Origin of the sequence: Paenibacillus sp. AD87 (assembly GCF_001659845.1) — a bacterium.
Lineage (GTDB): Bacteria > Bacillota > Bacilli > Paenibacillales > Paenibacillaceae > Paenibacillus > Paenibacillus marchantiae.
The window spans coordinates 3,493,276-3,509,181 of the sequence record NZ_LXQN01000007.1 but is presented as its reverse complement, the minus strand read 5'-3'; the positions used below and the strand labels follow the sequence as shown (position 1 = coordinate 3,509,181).

The window sequence follows — 15,906 nt, the reverse complement described above, 5'->3', positions numbered from 1 at the left end:
GAAGCGTATGAAACAACATGCTAAGGAGGAAGATTATGAATCATCAGCCTTATGAAGTTGGTAGAGTAAATGTTAGCGAAGCTGGAGAGCGCTGCAAGATGCTTCTGGGGGATTTGAATGGAGATGGCAGGCTTGAGATGCTGTTGGTGCAGGCAGATGGGGGCATAGACGACCGTTACGTTCCGCATCAGGTATGCTGTTTGTCGGCATATGATCTGGATGGAACATTAATGTGGCAGGTCGGAACACCGGACCCGGATGCAGGTGGTCCAGGATCAGACTACCCCGCTCAGATTGCAGATTGGGATGGGGACGGAAATAATGAAGTGCTGTGTGTAATGAACAAACAATTTCTTATTCTGGACGGAAGAACCGGAGAGATAAAGAAACGTCATGATTTGCCTGGAGAGCAAGCGCATGACTGTATTATTCTTGCAAACCTGACTGGTGACCAACACACGATGGATATCCTGCTAAAGGATCGGTATAAGACGTTATGGGCATTAGATCACGATTTCAAATTGTTATGGAAGCATGAAGGTAATATAGGTCATTATCCGTGGGTTTACGATATCGATGGGGATGGCAAGGATGAAGTGATGGCCGGGTATGACATGCTGGATCATGATGGAACATTATTATGGTCCTGTCAGAATCTTGATGATCACGCAGACTGTATATGGTTTGGCGATGTGGACGAGGATGGAGAGGTTGAAATTGTTATCGGTGGCAGTGTCACGGTGATGATGGATCGGTACGGTAATGAAAAATGGCGTTATGAGGATTCGATTGAATCACAGCATATTGCACTGGGGAAATTTTATAGAGAAAGACAAGGATTACAGATTGCTGGCCTGGATCGGATTATTCGTGGAGATGAGAATGGTAAGGATGGAATGTTTATGCTGGATAGCGACGGAAAGGAACTTTGGAAAGAAGATCGTAAAACGCGTGGATGGTTAACCATTATTGAGCCTGTACGCAACTGGGATGACAGCGGGCTTGACTATATCCTGGCTTATCGCCGAGGTGGGGATGTCCTGCCATCTTTGATCAATGGTAACATGCAAACGGTTGCAGCGTTCGAAAGAGATGGCTACGCCGTACATGCAGACTTGTGTCAGAGCGGAAGGGAACAGGTCATCATCTATGATGCACATGAGGCGGTGATCTATTCCAGCTCAGTGATGGAGATAACCACTCCAACCTCTTTGAACATAAAAAGAGCCCAGCTTCAGCCAAAAAGGCTGTATAGCTCGACTCTTTATCCAGGCGGGGAAGTTTCACTCTAGCTTAATGACTGATCTCTACGACAGGAAGGATTTCCTGTTGTTGGTCTGATTCAGGATGGAGCAATGCAGCCAAATCGGTTCCTGTCGTAACCGTTAATCGTGGGAGCTTCATAGGATTATCCCCAGGTCGAACAAATCCTGAACGTACGGAAAAGGCCATGCGATACCCATTTTGCTGCAGCTGATAGATCATCTGTGTGCTGGTATAACCGAAAGGGTAGGCAAGATACGGCGTATCAATACCAGTTTCTTTCATCAGCTTGACGTCATCATTGAGCAGACTTGTGTCGAGTCCGACGGGCACGTTGTCGCCGCAACGCATATATCCCTTGTGATGCAGGTTATAGGTATGGCTATTGAACTCAAAGACGTCTTTAGCGGTCTGCATCTCCTGTTTGGAGATAAACGTTTTTTTGGCTGGATCAAAAGGCGAAGGCTGATCCTGAATTTTGCTGCCGATTACAAACAGGGAAGCATGGAAATTATATTTTTTTAGCACAGGGTAGGCTAAAGTATAATTGTTCTGATACCCATCATCAAAGGTGATGACAATCGACTTTTGGGGCAGGGAGATCTGTCCATTCACGTATTGTTCAAGCTGCTCCAGTGTAATTGTGTTGTAGCCTTCTTCATGCAAATATTTCATGTTTTCTTCGAAGTCTTCCAGATTAATGATCGATTTGTTGTTTGTTTCATGATTATTAATTTTGGGCTGTATGTAATGATACATCAGTACAGGTACTTCAGTAGCCGAACCTTGTGCGATGTGAAAGGTAGCCAGATCAAGTGCAGGTTTGCTGGAATAATCGGAGTGAGACATTAGAAATGCCTTACGTTTGACCATATCCCAGGACGTGCATGCTTTGTGAGACATTGCATTGGTAGGATGAGTTACTGCATACGCATACATTGTAATGGTACAAGTGAGTAATGCGAGTGCAGCAAGAGCAATTTTTTTGAAGTATTTCATAATTCGTTTGGTTCTCCTTTTGCCATTTCATTTCTTCGTGGAATTACATTTTAGATGCATCACCATGTAATCCAACAAGCTATATCATAGACGATCTTTCTTGACAGAAAGTTACAGTATTTTTTCCGTCTAATGCTTGACTTATTCAAGAATACTAATTATTACAATCCATAGGGCGAAGCTTTGATGTGCATAAAGGGATTGTGTAGAAAAGCATGTACAGGTGTATTTTAATGGAATTGTAATGTGACTATAATAAAATTTAGGACTTATTTTAAGAGGAACGTTATAGCGGATAACGTCTAATTGGAGAAAGGAAATTAATGAGGATTACAGGTGATTGAAGAACCAAAGAGTTCTGTCGGCAATTTGTTTATTTTTCCTTGTGTTTTGTTATGGTGCGTGATACAATAAGTCTGTTATGTGGAATACGGCGGTCCTCTATGGATAATGAAGGAGACAAGGTGTTCTCTGGAAGAAGTATGAACGCCTGTACGGAAGGAGGGAGTCATAGATGAATATCGTTCAAGCGATTACACAAGAACAACTTCGTAAGGATATTCCGAGTTTTCGTCCTGGTGACACTTTGAAAGTGCACGTTAAGGTAATCGAGGGAACTCGTGAGCGTATCCAATTGTTCGAAGGTGTTGTGATTAAACGCCGTGGTGGTGGAATCAGTGAGACTTTTACAGTTCGTAAAATTTCTTACGGTGTAGGTGTGGAAAGAGCTTTCCCGCTTCATTCCCCTAAAATCGATAGAATCGAAGTGGCTCGCCGTGGTAAAGTGCGTCGTGCGAAGCTTTATTATCTTCGTGAACTACGCGGTAAAGCAGCGAGAATTAAAGAAATTCGTTAATATAACGGATACCGGGGAGGGCTTGGAGACAAGCCCTTTTCGTTTTTGTCCGGGAAAAGTTGAACCGGAGGTGCACTTCCGAGTAAAATGGTATGGCGGCACACGCGCGAATAGTCCGGGAGGCTTGTGGAATCAGTTATTGAAGGACATTTGAATTGTGGATTAAATGTACTGGTAATGCTTGCGTGTAAGATTACATAACTGATGATGTGTAAAAACTGCTATAACATGTACTGTGAAGAGAGGAAGATCATTAATGGAACAGGAAGTTCAACAGGACCAGGGCAATACTGCCGAAGAGAAAGGCAGTCGATCCAAAAAAGCCAAAAATGAAATTTTCGAATGGCTCAAAGCCATCGTGATCGCACTAGTACTTGTTATTTTGATTCGGTGGTTGCTGTTCAAACCGTTTGTTGTGGACGGGCCTTCCATGCAGCCGAATTTTCATACAGGTGAACGTGTGATCGTCAATGAAATTTTATACGATATTAGGGAACCACAGCGCGGAGAAGTAATCGTATTCCACGTTCCAACCGAAGGCCGTGATTTTATTAAACGTGTCATTGCTGTCGCTGGTGATACCGTTGAGGTTCAGGACGATACAGTTCTAGTCAATGGTAAAAAAGTCGATGAAACTTACATTCAGGGAGCAATCGATGCTGCTGAAGCGAACGGTGGAACCTATAACGTGAAGGACTTCCCTAATGAACAATTCCCGGATGGGAAAGTACCTGAAGGTCATGTTTTTGTAATGGGGGATAACCGTCCGAACAGTACAGATAGCCGTATGATCGGTTATGTGTCATTGACGGATATTGTAGGTCGTGCAGATGTGATTTTCTGGCCAATCGGCGATATCAAGTGGATTAACCATTAATATGAATGCAGGATATATAAGCAAGATATAAAATGTACACCAAAACGTAGAGGGCAGAACTAATCTGGGGATAATAGAGATCTAAGATTGTTTTGCCAGCGAAATGATGTGGTGTGCATGTTATAGAAAAAGCTTGTATATCAACAAATAATGAGGTGAAGACAAGGTGACGATTCAATGGTTTCCAGGTCATATGACCCGAGCCAGACGCCAGATTCAGGATAAGTTAAAGCTGATTGACGTGGTCATCGAACTGCTGGATGCCCGTCTGCCTGTCTCCAGCCGCAACCCGATGATTGACGAGATTTTACAGGGCAAACCCCGGATGATTTTGTTGAATAAGTCCGACTTGGCGGATGCGAAAGTAACGCAAGAATGGATTGAATATTTCAAAAAAGAGGGAATCACTGCTTTCCCTGTAGATGCTTCAACAGGTACCAACGTGAAAGACATCCCAACACAAGCGAAGCTTCTCCTAAAAGAAAAAATTGACCGTCAAATAGCTAAAGGGATTAACCCTAGAGCGGTTCGTGGACTGATTGTTGGTATTCCAAACGTAGGTAAATCCACGCTAATTAACCGACTGGCTGGACGGAACATTGCGGCAACGGGAGATCGTCCTGGTGTGACGAAGGGCCAGCAGTGGATCAAAGTTGGTAAAGAAATGGAACTGCTGGATACCCCGGGTATTCTTTGGCCGAAATTTGAAGATCAAAACGTGGGTTATCGTCTTGCGGTAACAGGTGCAATTAAGGAAGAGATTCTGAATGCAGAAGACATCGCCTTTTTTGGCATCAGTTATCTGATGCGTTATTACTGGGATTCTCTTGAAGAACGATACGGACTTCAGGAGTTCTCCAAGGATGCGGATGATTCTGACAGCGTTGTTGCGATCATGGAACAGGTTGGGCGTATACGTGGTTGTGTGGTAAGTGGTGGGCGTATCGATTTGGAAAAGGCATCGCGAGCATTTCTGCGTGAACTGCGTGCGGGCAAAATGGGACGTTTCTCTATGGAAGCTCCTTATTAAATAACAGACAACTGCCGAAAGAAGCGGCCGTTACCGGATTACCGGGAGCGGTCGCTTTTTGTCGTACTTTAATTAAAATAGAGGAATCGTGATTGATCTGGAAGGTCATTCTAGAAAATTGCACTTTATGGGATTGTATTGTACGTATATCTGGGTCTCTTAAAACATGCTATGATGAGGGATGAAGATTTAGCCTGCTCAATGCTGAATATCTTCAATTTAAGCCATCAGATACCGATAAAATAATAACTCACCATCGTATTATCATATGCTTTACAGAAGCTTATTTCTTATTTAATAGGATCTGATAGAACAAAAATCGGGAATCTACGTCTATATAATAAAATGATATAAAAGTGATGTGTTGAAGCAAGAGTGGGCAGAGGAGATGATACCATAATGAATGAAATGAATGAGTTAATTGAATTGACGCAACTGGATGCCCTGGTTGAACCGAAAAAGAAGAAAAAAGAAATGGTGGAGGCCAAAGATCTGCTGATCTATGAGCGTGAATATTGGGAAAGCGGATTTGAACGTATTGCCGGTATTGATGAAGTGGGACGAGGTTGTTTATTTGGAGATGTAGTAGCGGCAGCCGTTATTTTACCTCGTGATCTGATTTTGGAAGGGGTTAATGATTCCAAGAAATTAACGGAGAAAAAGCGCGACGCATTATATGACATCATAATGGAAAAGGCGTTGTCAGTGGGAATCGGTTATGCAGATGCTGAAACGATTGATCAATTGAATATTAAACAGGCTGCAAGGCTTGCCATGAAACGTGCGGTAGAAGCGCTTGAGGGCGTTCCGGACTACCTGTTGGTAGATGCCGAAAAGGTAGATGTGAATATACCGCAGTTGTCTATTATTAAAGGCGATGCCAACAGTCAATCCATTGCGGCAGCATCCATTATTGCGAAGGTTACCCGGGATAGGCTTTGCAAGGAAGATTGGGATACGTTATATCCGGAATATGGTTTATCGATACATAAGGGGTATGCAACGAAATTTCATCGTGAACAGATTATGGCTCTTGGTGCTACACCCATGCATCGTCGCAGTTTTCTCGGCAATCTGCTCGGAGAACAGCATACTTTATTTTAATTAACCATACACGGAGGGAGGGTGAAGGGTATGAATATAAGTTCCGTGATTCGTGGGTTGCTGGGAGATAGTAAACCGGGAAATGCCAAACCACTGGAGTTAAAGGAAGGTCAGGTTGTACGGGGTTCTGTGGTTAGTGTATCCGATGATGGAGCAGATGCGGTTCTTCAGATTCAGGGTGTACAGGTGCGTGCAAAACTGGAAACCCCGCTTCGCCCAGGTGAAACAACACTGCTTCAGGTACAGCCTCCAGGTGAAAATGGCGTAACGGTAATGAAACCACTGACGGGTACATTGGCAGAACTGCCACAGGCGTCTCTGAACAATTTGCTTCAGGAGGTAGGTTTGCCGGATACCAAGGGGAATCGGGAACTGCTGTTAGCTATGCAGCGAAGCGGATTACCTTTGACCAAGGATAATGTAGCCATGGTTCAAAATATGATGACAGCCAAACCTGCACAGGTGCCTGTTGAAGAATGGGTGCAGGCAACAGGTATTGCTTTTCAGCGTGGTCTTCCGGTTACAGCGGAAACGGTAAAGGGCTTGCATCAGGCTGTTTTTGGCCCGCCATTACATCAGTTGTTGAAGGGCTTGGCTGAACAGCTGGAGTCCATGCTGACACAAACCGCGGGTAAAACGCTGCCGACTGGTGAACAGGCAGCTACGGTTAAGAATAACATTATGGCTGGAGTGCCTGTACCGTTAAACGGAGAGCTGGCGGGAGAAACGGTAGCTGCGTCAGGCAGTAACCGTCAGGTAGGAGGGGCAACCGGATTGTCCGCGCAACTCGTGCCTGGTGCAGTCGCTGGTGATGCTCAAATGGCAGATGGATCTGTGGATACTGCTGGTGGCGCGGTTAAAGGCAATGGACAGACTGGTGCAGGAAATGCAGAGAATGCTGGGCTTAAAGCAGGGGCCAGCCATGTTGAAACTGCTGGCAAGGTGGGTACAGGTATTCCGGCAGGAACCGGAATACCTGGCGAGAGCCCGCGTGCAGCTGACGCGGGCGTTGCTGGGAGCCGCCCGGGCGCGACGGGGGCGGCTGTGGATGCTGTGGCTGGCCGAGTGATTGCAGGCCAGCCTGAGGGTAGTGTGGCCGGACGAACCGACGGCCGCGGTGAAACGCCTGCTGCTGCGGGGCCTTCGGTCGCAGCAGGGCAGGCGGCGCCAGCAGCTCCATCGGCAGCGCAGCTGGCGCCCAAGCTGCTGGCGCTGCTGGACGCGCTGCGCAGCGCGTCCACAGCCGCACCGGCACAGCCGGGTGCGGCGACACAGGCCGCCCCTGCATCGCAGGGCGGCCAGGCGGCTGCGGCTGCCGGAGGCGCGCCGCAGCCTTTGCCAGCCGGCGTGGGTGCGCTGCCGGCTGGCGGTAGTGCCACAGCACCTGCGGGAGCTGCGGCGGCGCCCGTCACCCACGAGGGGGACCCGTGGGTGGGGCGCGTGTTGAAGCTGCTCGGTGCGGAGCACGAGCAGCAGGCAGTGCACGGCGCGGCTGCGCAGGCGCGCGTGGGGGAAGTGGCGAGCCCGGGAACCGCGGACACGCTCAAGGGCTTGCTGCTGCAGCTTGCCAGCAGCGATGGTGCTCCGGCGGCACTTAAGGATGCCGCCGGACAGGCTGTGCAATTTCTGACAGGTCAGCAGTTATTGCTAACAACAGATCGCAGTGCTACCTTTGCACAGATGCACTGGTTTATCCCCATTACCGGACCTGATGGAGAAGAGACGGCTTCCGTCCAAATTCAATCACGCCGCGGACAACGTGGTGAGTTGGATGCATCTAACTGTCGCCTGTGGTTCGATCTGGATATGAAAAGTCTCGGTCCAACACTGGTCGATGTGCATGTTGTCAACAATATCGTCAGTCTGCGTGTACTGAATGACGGTGAAGGAATGGGACCGCTTCTAGAAAGTGGGCGTGAAGAGATCCATCGGGCGCTGGACAAGCTGGGTTATCAGTTGCTGACTTTCAAGGCGGAACCCTGGCCTGTTGGCCAGGAACCGGGTGCTGAACGGAAAATGACTGCCTCGGACTACAGTCCTGAACGATACAAAGGGGTGGACATGCGGGTATGAAAGAGGATTCGCAACCGGACCTGATATCCAAAAAGGCCGTTGCTTTAAAATATGTACCTGGTGAGAGCGAAGCGCCAGTGGTCGTAGCCAAAGGCCGTGGCAAAGTAGCAGAGGCCATTCTGGATAAAGCCAAGGAAAATGGTGTGCCGGTTCAGGAGGATGCCGCACTTGTTGAAGTGCTTTCCAAGCTGGATTTGGATGAACAGATTCCGTCCGAACTGTATCAACTGGTAGCCGAAGTGTTGACCTACATTTATCGTGCTGACCGTCTGGCTTCTGGACGAGAGGAAGATGAATCATGGTAGAGCGCAGATCAGAACAAGGTCCAGCTTCAAAACTGACACGTCAGCAAAAAGGACGATTGGGTGAAGAAGTTGCTTGCGACTGGCTTCAGGAGCATAATTATCACATTTTGAAGCGCAATTGGCGTTGCCGTAGCGGAGAGATTGATATCGTTGCTTCTCGTGAAGAGATGATCATTTTTATTGAGGTCCGCAGTAGAAGCGGAACTGTGCAGTATGGTACACCCCAGGAGTCGGTAGATATCCGTAAAATGAAGCAGGTACGTGCAACTGCATCTGTATATTTGCAAATGACGGGAGAGACAAATCATCAAATTCGTTTTGATGTGATCGCAGTCATGCTGGATAAAGCAGGCGAAACCGTCACGGTTGATCATATTATTAATGCATTTTGAGTTCCTACTATATAAGGGATTCTTCTGATGTGTTAACCCACAGGAAAGACACTTGAAAAAGTGACTCTCCTGTGGGTTATTTTTTTGGGGCTGGTTATAGGAAAAAAGAAATTAAGAACATAACTGCTTCACATGCAGTAATGGTGATACAATTTGTATCTAAAAGTGAGTAATTGAAATTATCCTCGTTGTTAATATTTCCTTTTCCGATCGTTAATGGACTACATCTCATTAATAATTCTCTATATAAGAGCTCAAAAGATGTGTTTCAATCCAGTCTACGCTACTGAGTTGCTTGTTATAAAGTGCACTCATTCTCCTTGCCATATATGTCCATTCCGGAGTTCATTCTAATTCCATAAACAATAAAGCTTCGCTATGTGTTCTAACTTGTTGCTAGACGACAAAAGAGATTAAAGTACTTAAAATAAATAGATACAAAATGTATCATTTATAATAAAATAAGAAAAGAAAATATAAAAAAGAGGTGTGAATTATGAAAGAAATTCAATCTGCTGCGGTAATGAAAATGAAACAGGAGTGGGTGACACCGCAATTGGAAGTGTTGGATATTAGTGAAACCATGAACGGTGGCGAGGGGATTTGGCAATATGTATGGGGCGGGGAATTTTGGAAGCTCGAAATGTTAGTCAGTTAGATAGATATAACAATTTCATATTTTTAAAATTTACTATTATATTTGGATGAGGTGAACGATTGTCATGAGTATTCAATGGAAATGGATGATTCGTTTAAGTGTGTTTTTATTATTTTCTGGGGTGTTTGGTCTGCTGCATTCTGAAACGACATATGCAGCATCCAAAGATGCTTCTGTCAGGGAAATGGGGAATCGTTTCGCTCAAACTGCGTATATTATTGGACAAATTACTGATCACGATGGTTTTCCAGTAAAAGATGTGAACGTACATATTGCGCAGCAAACGGGTGGGGAACAAAAACAAATAGTGAAGACCGATTCGAAAGGAGATTTTCGGTTTGAAACGGCAATAGGTGAAAGTACAGATTTCTCCATTAAAGCGGTAGCGAAGGGGTACTTGGATTCAGGAATGAATTTTAGTTATGTAACCTTAAATCCGGGGGATACGAAAGTAGTGAATTTAGTACTCTTTGAGCCTGCCACCATCGTAGGTACAGTGACTGACCAAACGGGCAAACCTATTGTGGGTGCGATTGTAAAAGCTACAACGGTAAGCCAAACAATTAAAACAGACAAGGATGGCAACTACGCCATCACGGGGATTAACGCATATCAAACCACAAACATTGATGTTGAGGTCAATGCGAATGACTATGTTCCTTACACGAAATATGTGACAGTATCCTATGGAACTACGAATAAATTGAATTTCTATCTGCAAGAGGCGGCAGCTGTAAACGGCGTGGTGATCAATGAGAGTGGAAAGGGGATCATAGGCGCCAAAGTGACAATCAATGGTTTACAGACAACAACAGACAAACAAGGTAAGTATACGATGAAACAGCAGCTTCCGGGATCAAGCACAATCTCTGTTGAAGCGGATGGTTATATCAAGCAAACGATTAGGGTAACTTTGGTCAAAGGACCTAAAAATACTTTTGATTTTATTCTCAAGAGTAATGTAGACAAAACCCCTCCTGTAACCAAATATGCTTTAATTCCTCTAACAGAGGTATCCAACGGAAAACAATATATTAATGGATTTAATTTTAAGTTGAAGGCAACGGACGAAGTTAACGGATCTGGCTTGAAAATGACCCAGTACAGAATCAATGGGGGTGAATGGATCACGTTTACCGTACCAATAAAAATCTATGCTCCTGATGTCAAATCAGTGGAGTATTTCAGCACGGATATCGCCGGCAACCAAGAAAAAATAAACAAAATGGATTTTGTGAATGGGAAATATGAAGGAGCAGGATCATACCCTTATTGATTAAATAGCTATTTATAATGAAGAAAGGCGACGTTGACTCTAAAGTTTCCCTCGGCGGAGGGAAGAGTCGAAGTCGCCTTTTGCATCCGAAATAACCAGAACGAGATAATGTTATCCGCATTCCTTTGAATCCAATGAACAGATCAGTGTATAATCAAGAGGGTAATCCAGTTTTGCTGCACCGTTTGATTTTTCATAAATGAGTTGATTCATATCGCAGGCTTGAACTGCGGTCACGGATAATTTTTTATAATCTGGGAGGCATGGTCATGAGTAAATCTACCCAAACGGGTAACGCCGTAAGAGAAGCCATTCAAAATCGTCGTACAGTCAAAAAGTTTAAAAAAGAAGCTGTTCCCACACAGCAGATTATTGATTTGTTGGACACAGCCGTATGGGCACCCAATCATAAATTGCGTGAGCCTTGGCGGTTTTTGTTGTTTAGCGGAAATGGACTGAACAAGCTGGCAGACGCTATTGATGCAGAGATGGGAGAGGATAACAAGTTCTCTGCCAATATCAAGCAGGTCCCTGCCGTCATGCTTGTCGTTATGGAAGAAGATCCGCGCCAGAATATCTGGGATGAAGATTTTGCAGCAGTAAGTGCATTGGTGCAAAACTTCCTACTCGCGGCATGGAGTGAAGACATTGGTACGTTCTGGGTAACCAAGCCTTTCCTCTATGGACCCAAATTCCGTAAGACACTTGGGATTCAGGCTGGGGAAAAAATTATAGGCATGGTTTACATGGGGTATCCAGATGTTATTCCTTCTGCCAAAGAACGTACACCAGCTAAGGACAAGCTGACTTTATTTGAATAATTGATTTCTTGTTCGCTATACTTTCGAACATGATGCTATATGCAAAGCCCCTGCACGTATGCCTCTCATACAGAGGATATATATGCAGGGGTATTTGATTTGTAAATCTATTTAACCATGAATTTGAAATCTACAGATATCTCGTTTGAACCTATCATAATGTTGAATGGTGAAGGCACGTATTTCCCCATATAGCATTTATCGCCTGGATGACTCTCGCTCAAAATAAATTCAAATCCAGTTGACGATACTGTATCGCCTCAGCCACATGAGCTGTCAAAATGACGCCTTCATGGTCCAAGTCTGCGATCGTCTGGGCCATCTTAATAATTCGATCATGTGCACGCATGCTCAGGTTCAGTGCTTGCAGTGTTTGCTGGAGCAGTTGGTCTGCTTCTTCAGGCAGACGGATCGTTCGACGCAGAAGGGTTCCTGATAGCTGGCTGTTCCAGCGAACAGAACTATTCGCATATCGTGCGGCCTGAATATGATGAGCATGAATGACTTTGGCCTGCATTTCCGCAGATGAAGGAGACGCGCCAGCCTTACGCCACTCCCCAGGGGGAGGAACTTCGACCTGAAGGTCGATGCGATCTAGTAGTGGTCCCGAGATTTTGGCACGGTACGCAGCCACGCGTGCAGGACTGCATATACATCTTTGATCCTCCAATTGGGCAGAGAGATAACCGCAAGGACAAGGATTCATAGAACAGGCGAGCATAAATTGTGCTGGAAATGTGAACGCGGCTCTCGCCCGGCTAATGGTGACTTTACGATCCTCCAATGGTTGTCTTAACACTTCTAGGACTTGCCGCTGAAACTCAGGCAGCTCATCCAGAAACAATATACCCCGGTGGGCAAGACTTACTTCACCCGGTTTGGGGATGCCGCCGCCTCCAATTAGACCTGAAGTGGAGATCGTATGATGTGGAGAGCGAAAGGGTCTGTCTGCGATGAGACCATTCGAGGTATCTTTAAGCTTGCCTGCGGCACTTAGCACTTTAGTTACTTCCAGCGCTTCGTCTTCGGACAATGGTGGGAGAATCGTAGGCAGCCGTTTAATTAACATCGTTTTCCCTGTTCCTGGTGGTCCGACGAGCAAAATATTGTGCATGCCTGCTGCGGCAATCATGAGTGCACGCTTTACGTGATGCTGTCCCAGTACATCACTATAATCATCGTCCAACGATGGAGATCGCATTGGACGCTCATGGCGCTCCATATCACCGACATTGGGATGCAGAGCAGACAGATGGGCGTAATCTTTTAAAACAACAGGCCCAGTATTTTGCAGCAGTCCTTCCTTGTTCTTTGAATTCGTTTCCTGTTCAGGTACGATATCTTGCAAGTGACGAATACCATATATCTGGATACCCCGAATTAGCGAAGCCTCTTCCAGATTATCGGCGGGCAGAAGAACGGAGGTAAAGCCTAGCCGTTTCGCCAAATCTACCATGGACAAAATGCCAGGCACAGATCTCACTGAACCGTCCAATGCCAACTCACCCACCACCAATGTCCGTTCCTGTGCAGGAAGTACTAGCTGACCACTTGTCGTAAGTAAACCAATAGCAATGGCAAGATCAAAAGAAGATCCTTCCTTGCGCAGATCAGCGGGGGCCAGATTAATCGTAATACGCTGCAACGGATACTGGTAACCACAGTTTTTTATAGCGGCACGAACACGTTCAACCGCTTCACGAATAGCCGAATCCGGCAATCCGATAATAGACGTCTGGGGTAGCCCATTCGACAAATCTGTTTCCACTTCAATTAAAACGCCGTCAATTCCATATAAACAGGCACTATGCAGTTTTCCGTACATAATAAAAGAAACACCTCACTTCGTCCTTGGCGCGCATAATACAGGCCAGTCTACGAATTAAGGTGCTTCCTCAGCTTCTAACAAGCATTTTATATAAAAGAAATCAGGGCGTCAACCCGTCATTGTCATAGCTGCTGTATATCTATCCCTGACTCCTAAATTTTTTGCAGTTACCGCATGAAGTTTCTAGCAGAAGTATAGAATGTTCAGTTCTGAATCAATGTCGTACTGTTAGGAAAAAAGGATGTAGACGCTGGTTTAGTTGTTTCAACATATCAAGAGTTTTTTGTTACGTTGTCATATGATTTCGATCGTCTATGCCCCAAATTATATTTTATACAATTAAATTTAATGCTATTAAATTGAAAAGTAAAATCATTTGTGCTCAATTATTCTGTTTTTTTTCTAATTTATGATAAGATAGATGAAGGGCTCCTTATAATTCGCCGAATTATAGCGGATATAACAGTTGTAAGCCTCTATTATTAAGGTATATAGAATGCACAATAGGTAGGTGAGACAGTTATATGCAGAATGAAAGTTTGAAGCTGGATAACCAATTATGCTTTGCCATATACGCTTGTTCACGTGAAATTACGAAGATGTACCAGCCCTACCTTGAGGTGCTTGGTGTAACTTATTCTCAATACTTGGTCTTGATGGTATTGTGGGAACGTGAAGAATGTACGGTTAAGGAAATCGGAGAGGCACTTTACCTCGATTCAGGGACTTTGACGCCTCTTCTGAAACGTTTGCAGTCAGCAGGACTTATTCATCGCGAACGTTCAGCTCAGGACGAACGGAAAGTATTGATTACCCTTACAGACGCTGGGCGGGAACTTCGCCATAAAGCTTTGTCTATACCTGAAGCGATTCAGGAAGATGCATGTCTGAACAGTTCAGAGTTTGAATCTCTACTGGGACAGTTCAAAGGCCTTCTGGAGAAAGTCCATCAGACCAATACCAAAGTAGCCAGAAAATAAAATGCATCATTAGTAATACTATTAAAAAAACCTTGGCTTATTAGCTAAGGTTTTTTCCATTAATATCCAAGCATTCACAATATGGGATCATACCCATATCAAAATACTGTCTATTAACCATTACTTTTTTAAGGAAAGCGTTTTAAAAACATGTTACAATGAATTGGGTTTAAGTGAAAATAGTCAACATTTGTCTTTTGTTAGTCTACCAACCCGCCTTGTTGCAGTCATGTTGATAGGAGGATTCGAGAATGAATATCCATGAATATCAAGGAAAAGAAGTACTGAAACAGTATGGAGTCACCGTTCCAAACGGAAAGGTTGCTTATACAGTCGATGAAGCGGTTGCGGCCGCAGAGGCACTGGGCAGTCCAGTGACTGTAGTCAAAGCGCAAATTCATGCAGGTGGCCGGGGGAAAGCCGGCGGTGTGAAAGTAGCGAAAAGTATCGACGAAGTTCGTGCTTACGCATCCGAAATTTTGGGAAAAGTATTGGTAACACACCAGACTGGACCTGAAGGTAAAGAAGTGAAGCGTCTTCTGATTGAAGAAGGATGCGATATCCGCAAAGAGTATTATGTGGGTGTTGTTGTGGACCGTGCCACAGGCCGCGTCGTAATGATGGCTTCCGAAGAAGGCGGTACAGAGATCGAAGAAGTAGCTGAAGCTACACCTGAGAAAATTTTCAAAGAAGTTATTGACCCTGCAATTGGATTGCAAGTGTTCCAGGCACGTAAACTGGCCTACAGCATTCGTATTCCGAATGAATTGGTGAACAAAGCAGTTAAGTTTATGCTTGCGTTGTACAAAGCATTTGTCGAAAAAGATTGCTCCATTGCTGAGATCAATCCACTTGTTGTTACCGGAGATGGAAACGTTATCGCGCTGGATGCAAAATTGAATTTTGATTCCAACGCCTTGTTCCGTCACAAAGACATTCTGGAACTGCGTGACCTGGATGAAGAAGACGAGAAAGAAATCGAAGCTTCCAAATACGACCTGAGCTACATAGCACTTGATGGCAACATCGGCTGTATGGTCAATGGTGCGGGACTTGCGATGGCGACGATGGATATCATCAAATACTATGGCGGCGACCCGGCTAACTTCCTCGATGTTGGGGGCGGTGCTACAACAGAGAAAGTAACCGAAGCTTTCAAAATCATTTTATCTGACGCCAAAGTAGCGGGTATCTTCGTTAACATTTTTGGCGGCATTATGCGTTGTGATGTCATTGCCAATGGTGTTGTTGAAGCCGCGAAGCAGCTTGGCCTGACTAAACCGCTGGTTGTTCGTCTTGAAGGAACTAACGTGGAGCTTGGTAAACGTATTTTGGGTGAATCCGGCCTGAATATCGTTCCTGCTGATTCCATGGCAGATGGTGCACAGAAAATTGTTGCCCTCGTAAAATAAGTTCATTCCTGGGCAAATTGCTGCCTTAGTTC

Annotated in this window: 15 protein-coding genes; 13 read left to right on the top strand and 2 right to left on the bottom strand. The window is 45.1% G+C overall.

Annotated elements, in window-relative coordinates; translation table 11 throughout:
* Positions 1-35: 35 nt before the first annotated feature.
* Entirely contained in the window at positions 36-1,292 is a 1,257-nt protein-coding gene (locus gpAD87_RS15335) for a hypothetical protein (protein ID WP_064639085.1), read from the top strand.
* A 1-nt stretch (position 1,293) separates the two neighbouring features.
* Here the strand turns inward: gpAD87_RS15335 and gpAD87_RS15330 are convergent, their stop codons facing one another.
* Positions 1,294-2,262, bottom strand: a complete 969-nt coding sequence (locus gpAD87_RS15330) for a polysaccharide deacetylase family protein (protein ID WP_064639084.1) — start codon at positions 2,260-2,262, stop codon at positions 1,294-1,296.
* A 514-nt stretch (positions 2,263-2,776) separates the two neighbouring features.
* Here gpAD87_RS15330 and rplS point away from each other — a divergent pair.
* The 10 genes from rplS to gpAD87_RS15285 all read left to right on the top strand — a co-directional run bounded on the left by rplS (position 2,777) and on the right by gpAD87_RS15285 (position 11,654).
* Positions 2,777-3,118, top strand: a complete 342-nt coding sequence (gene rplS / locus gpAD87_RS15325) for a 50S ribosomal protein L19 (protein ID WP_024630190.1) — start codon at positions 2,777-2,779, stop codon at positions 3,116-3,118.
* Positions 3,119-3,374: 256 nt separating this feature from the next.
* On the top strand, positions 3,375-3,995 hold the full coding sequence (gene lepB, locus gpAD87_RS15320; RefSeq protein WP_063564656.1) for a signal peptidase I: 621 nt from the start codon (positions 3,375-3,377) through the stop codon (positions 3,993-3,995).
* 166 nt (positions 3,996-4,161) lie between these two features.
* The gene (gene ylqF / locus gpAD87_RS15315; RefSeq protein WP_063564655.1) at positions 4,162-5,025 is read left to right on the top strand and encodes a ribosome biogenesis GTPase YlqF; all 864 of its coding nucleotides are present in this window, start codon (positions 4,162-4,164) and stop codon (positions 5,023-5,025) included.
* A 399-nt stretch (positions 5,026-5,424) separates the two neighbouring features.
* Positions 5,425-6,129: a ribonuclease HII gene (locus gpAD87_RS15310; RefSeq protein ID WP_082935136.1), complete on the top strand. Its 705-nt coding sequence runs from the start codon at positions 5,425-5,427 to the stop codon at positions 6,127-6,129.
* 30 nt (positions 6,130-6,159) lie between these two features.
* Positions 6,160-8,202, top strand: coding sequence for a hypothetical protein (locus gpAD87_RS15305; protein ID WP_064639082.1), 2,043 nt, complete (start codon positions 6,160-6,162; stop codon positions 8,200-8,202).
* Positions 8,199-8,507 carry an EscU/YscU/HrcU family type III secretion system export apparatus switch protein gene (locus gpAD87_RS15300; RefSeq protein WP_064639081.1) on the top strand — a complete coding sequence of 103 codons (309 nt, stop codon included), beginning with the start codon at positions 8,199-8,201 and terminating at the stop codon, positions 8,505-8,507. Before gpAD87_RS15305 ends, gpAD87_RS15300 begins: the two co-directional genes overlap by 4 nt.
* Positions 8,501-8,899: a YraN family protein gene (locus gpAD87_RS15295; protein ID WP_064639080.1), complete on the top strand. Its 399-nt coding sequence runs from the start codon at positions 8,501-8,503 to the stop codon at positions 8,897-8,899. The genes gpAD87_RS15300 and gpAD87_RS15295 overlap by 7 nt, the downstream gene beginning before the upstream one ends.
* 496 nt (positions 8,900-9,395) lie before the next feature.
* Complete coding sequence (locus gpAD87_RS31830; protein ID WP_231952583.1) at positions 9,396-9,557, top strand: paeninodin family lasso peptide; 162 nt, start codon at positions 9,396-9,398, stop codon at positions 9,555-9,557.
* Between the two features lie 64 nt (positions 9,558-9,621).
* Positions 9,622-10,833, top strand: a complete 1,212-nt coding sequence (locus gpAD87_RS15290; RefSeq protein ID WP_064639079.1) for a carboxypeptidase-like regulatory domain-containing protein — start codon at positions 9,622-9,624, stop codon at positions 10,831-10,833.
* A 269-nt stretch (positions 10,834-11,102) separates the two neighbouring features.
* Positions 11,103-11,654, top strand: a complete 552-nt coding sequence (locus tag gpAD87_RS15285; RefSeq protein WP_064639078.1) for a nitroreductase family protein — start codon at positions 11,103-11,105, stop codon at positions 11,652-11,654.
* A 220-nt stretch (positions 11,655-11,874) separates the two neighbouring features.
* Here the strand turns inward: gpAD87_RS15285 and gpAD87_RS15280 are convergent, their stop codons facing one another.
* Entirely contained in the window at positions 11,875-13,479 is a 1,605-nt protein-coding gene (locus gpAD87_RS15280) for a YifB family Mg chelatase-like AAA ATPase (RefSeq protein WP_064639077.1), read from the bottom strand.
* A gap of 527 nt (positions 13,480-14,006) precedes the next feature.
* On the opposite strand from gpAD87_RS15280, the gene gpAD87_RS15275 reads away from it, so the two are divergent.
* Positions 14,007-14,462, top strand: a complete 456-nt coding sequence (locus gpAD87_RS15275; RefSeq protein ID WP_063566420.1) for a MarR family winged helix-turn-helix transcriptional regulator — start codon at positions 14,007-14,009, stop codon at positions 14,460-14,462.
* Between the two features lie 251 nt (positions 14,463-14,713).
* Complete coding sequence (gene sucC, locus gpAD87_RS15270) at positions 14,714-15,874, top strand: ADP-forming succinate--CoA ligase subunit beta (protein WP_064639076.1); 1,161 nt, start codon at positions 14,714-14,716, stop codon at positions 15,872-15,874.
* Positions 15,875-15,906 lie beyond the last annotated feature (32 nt).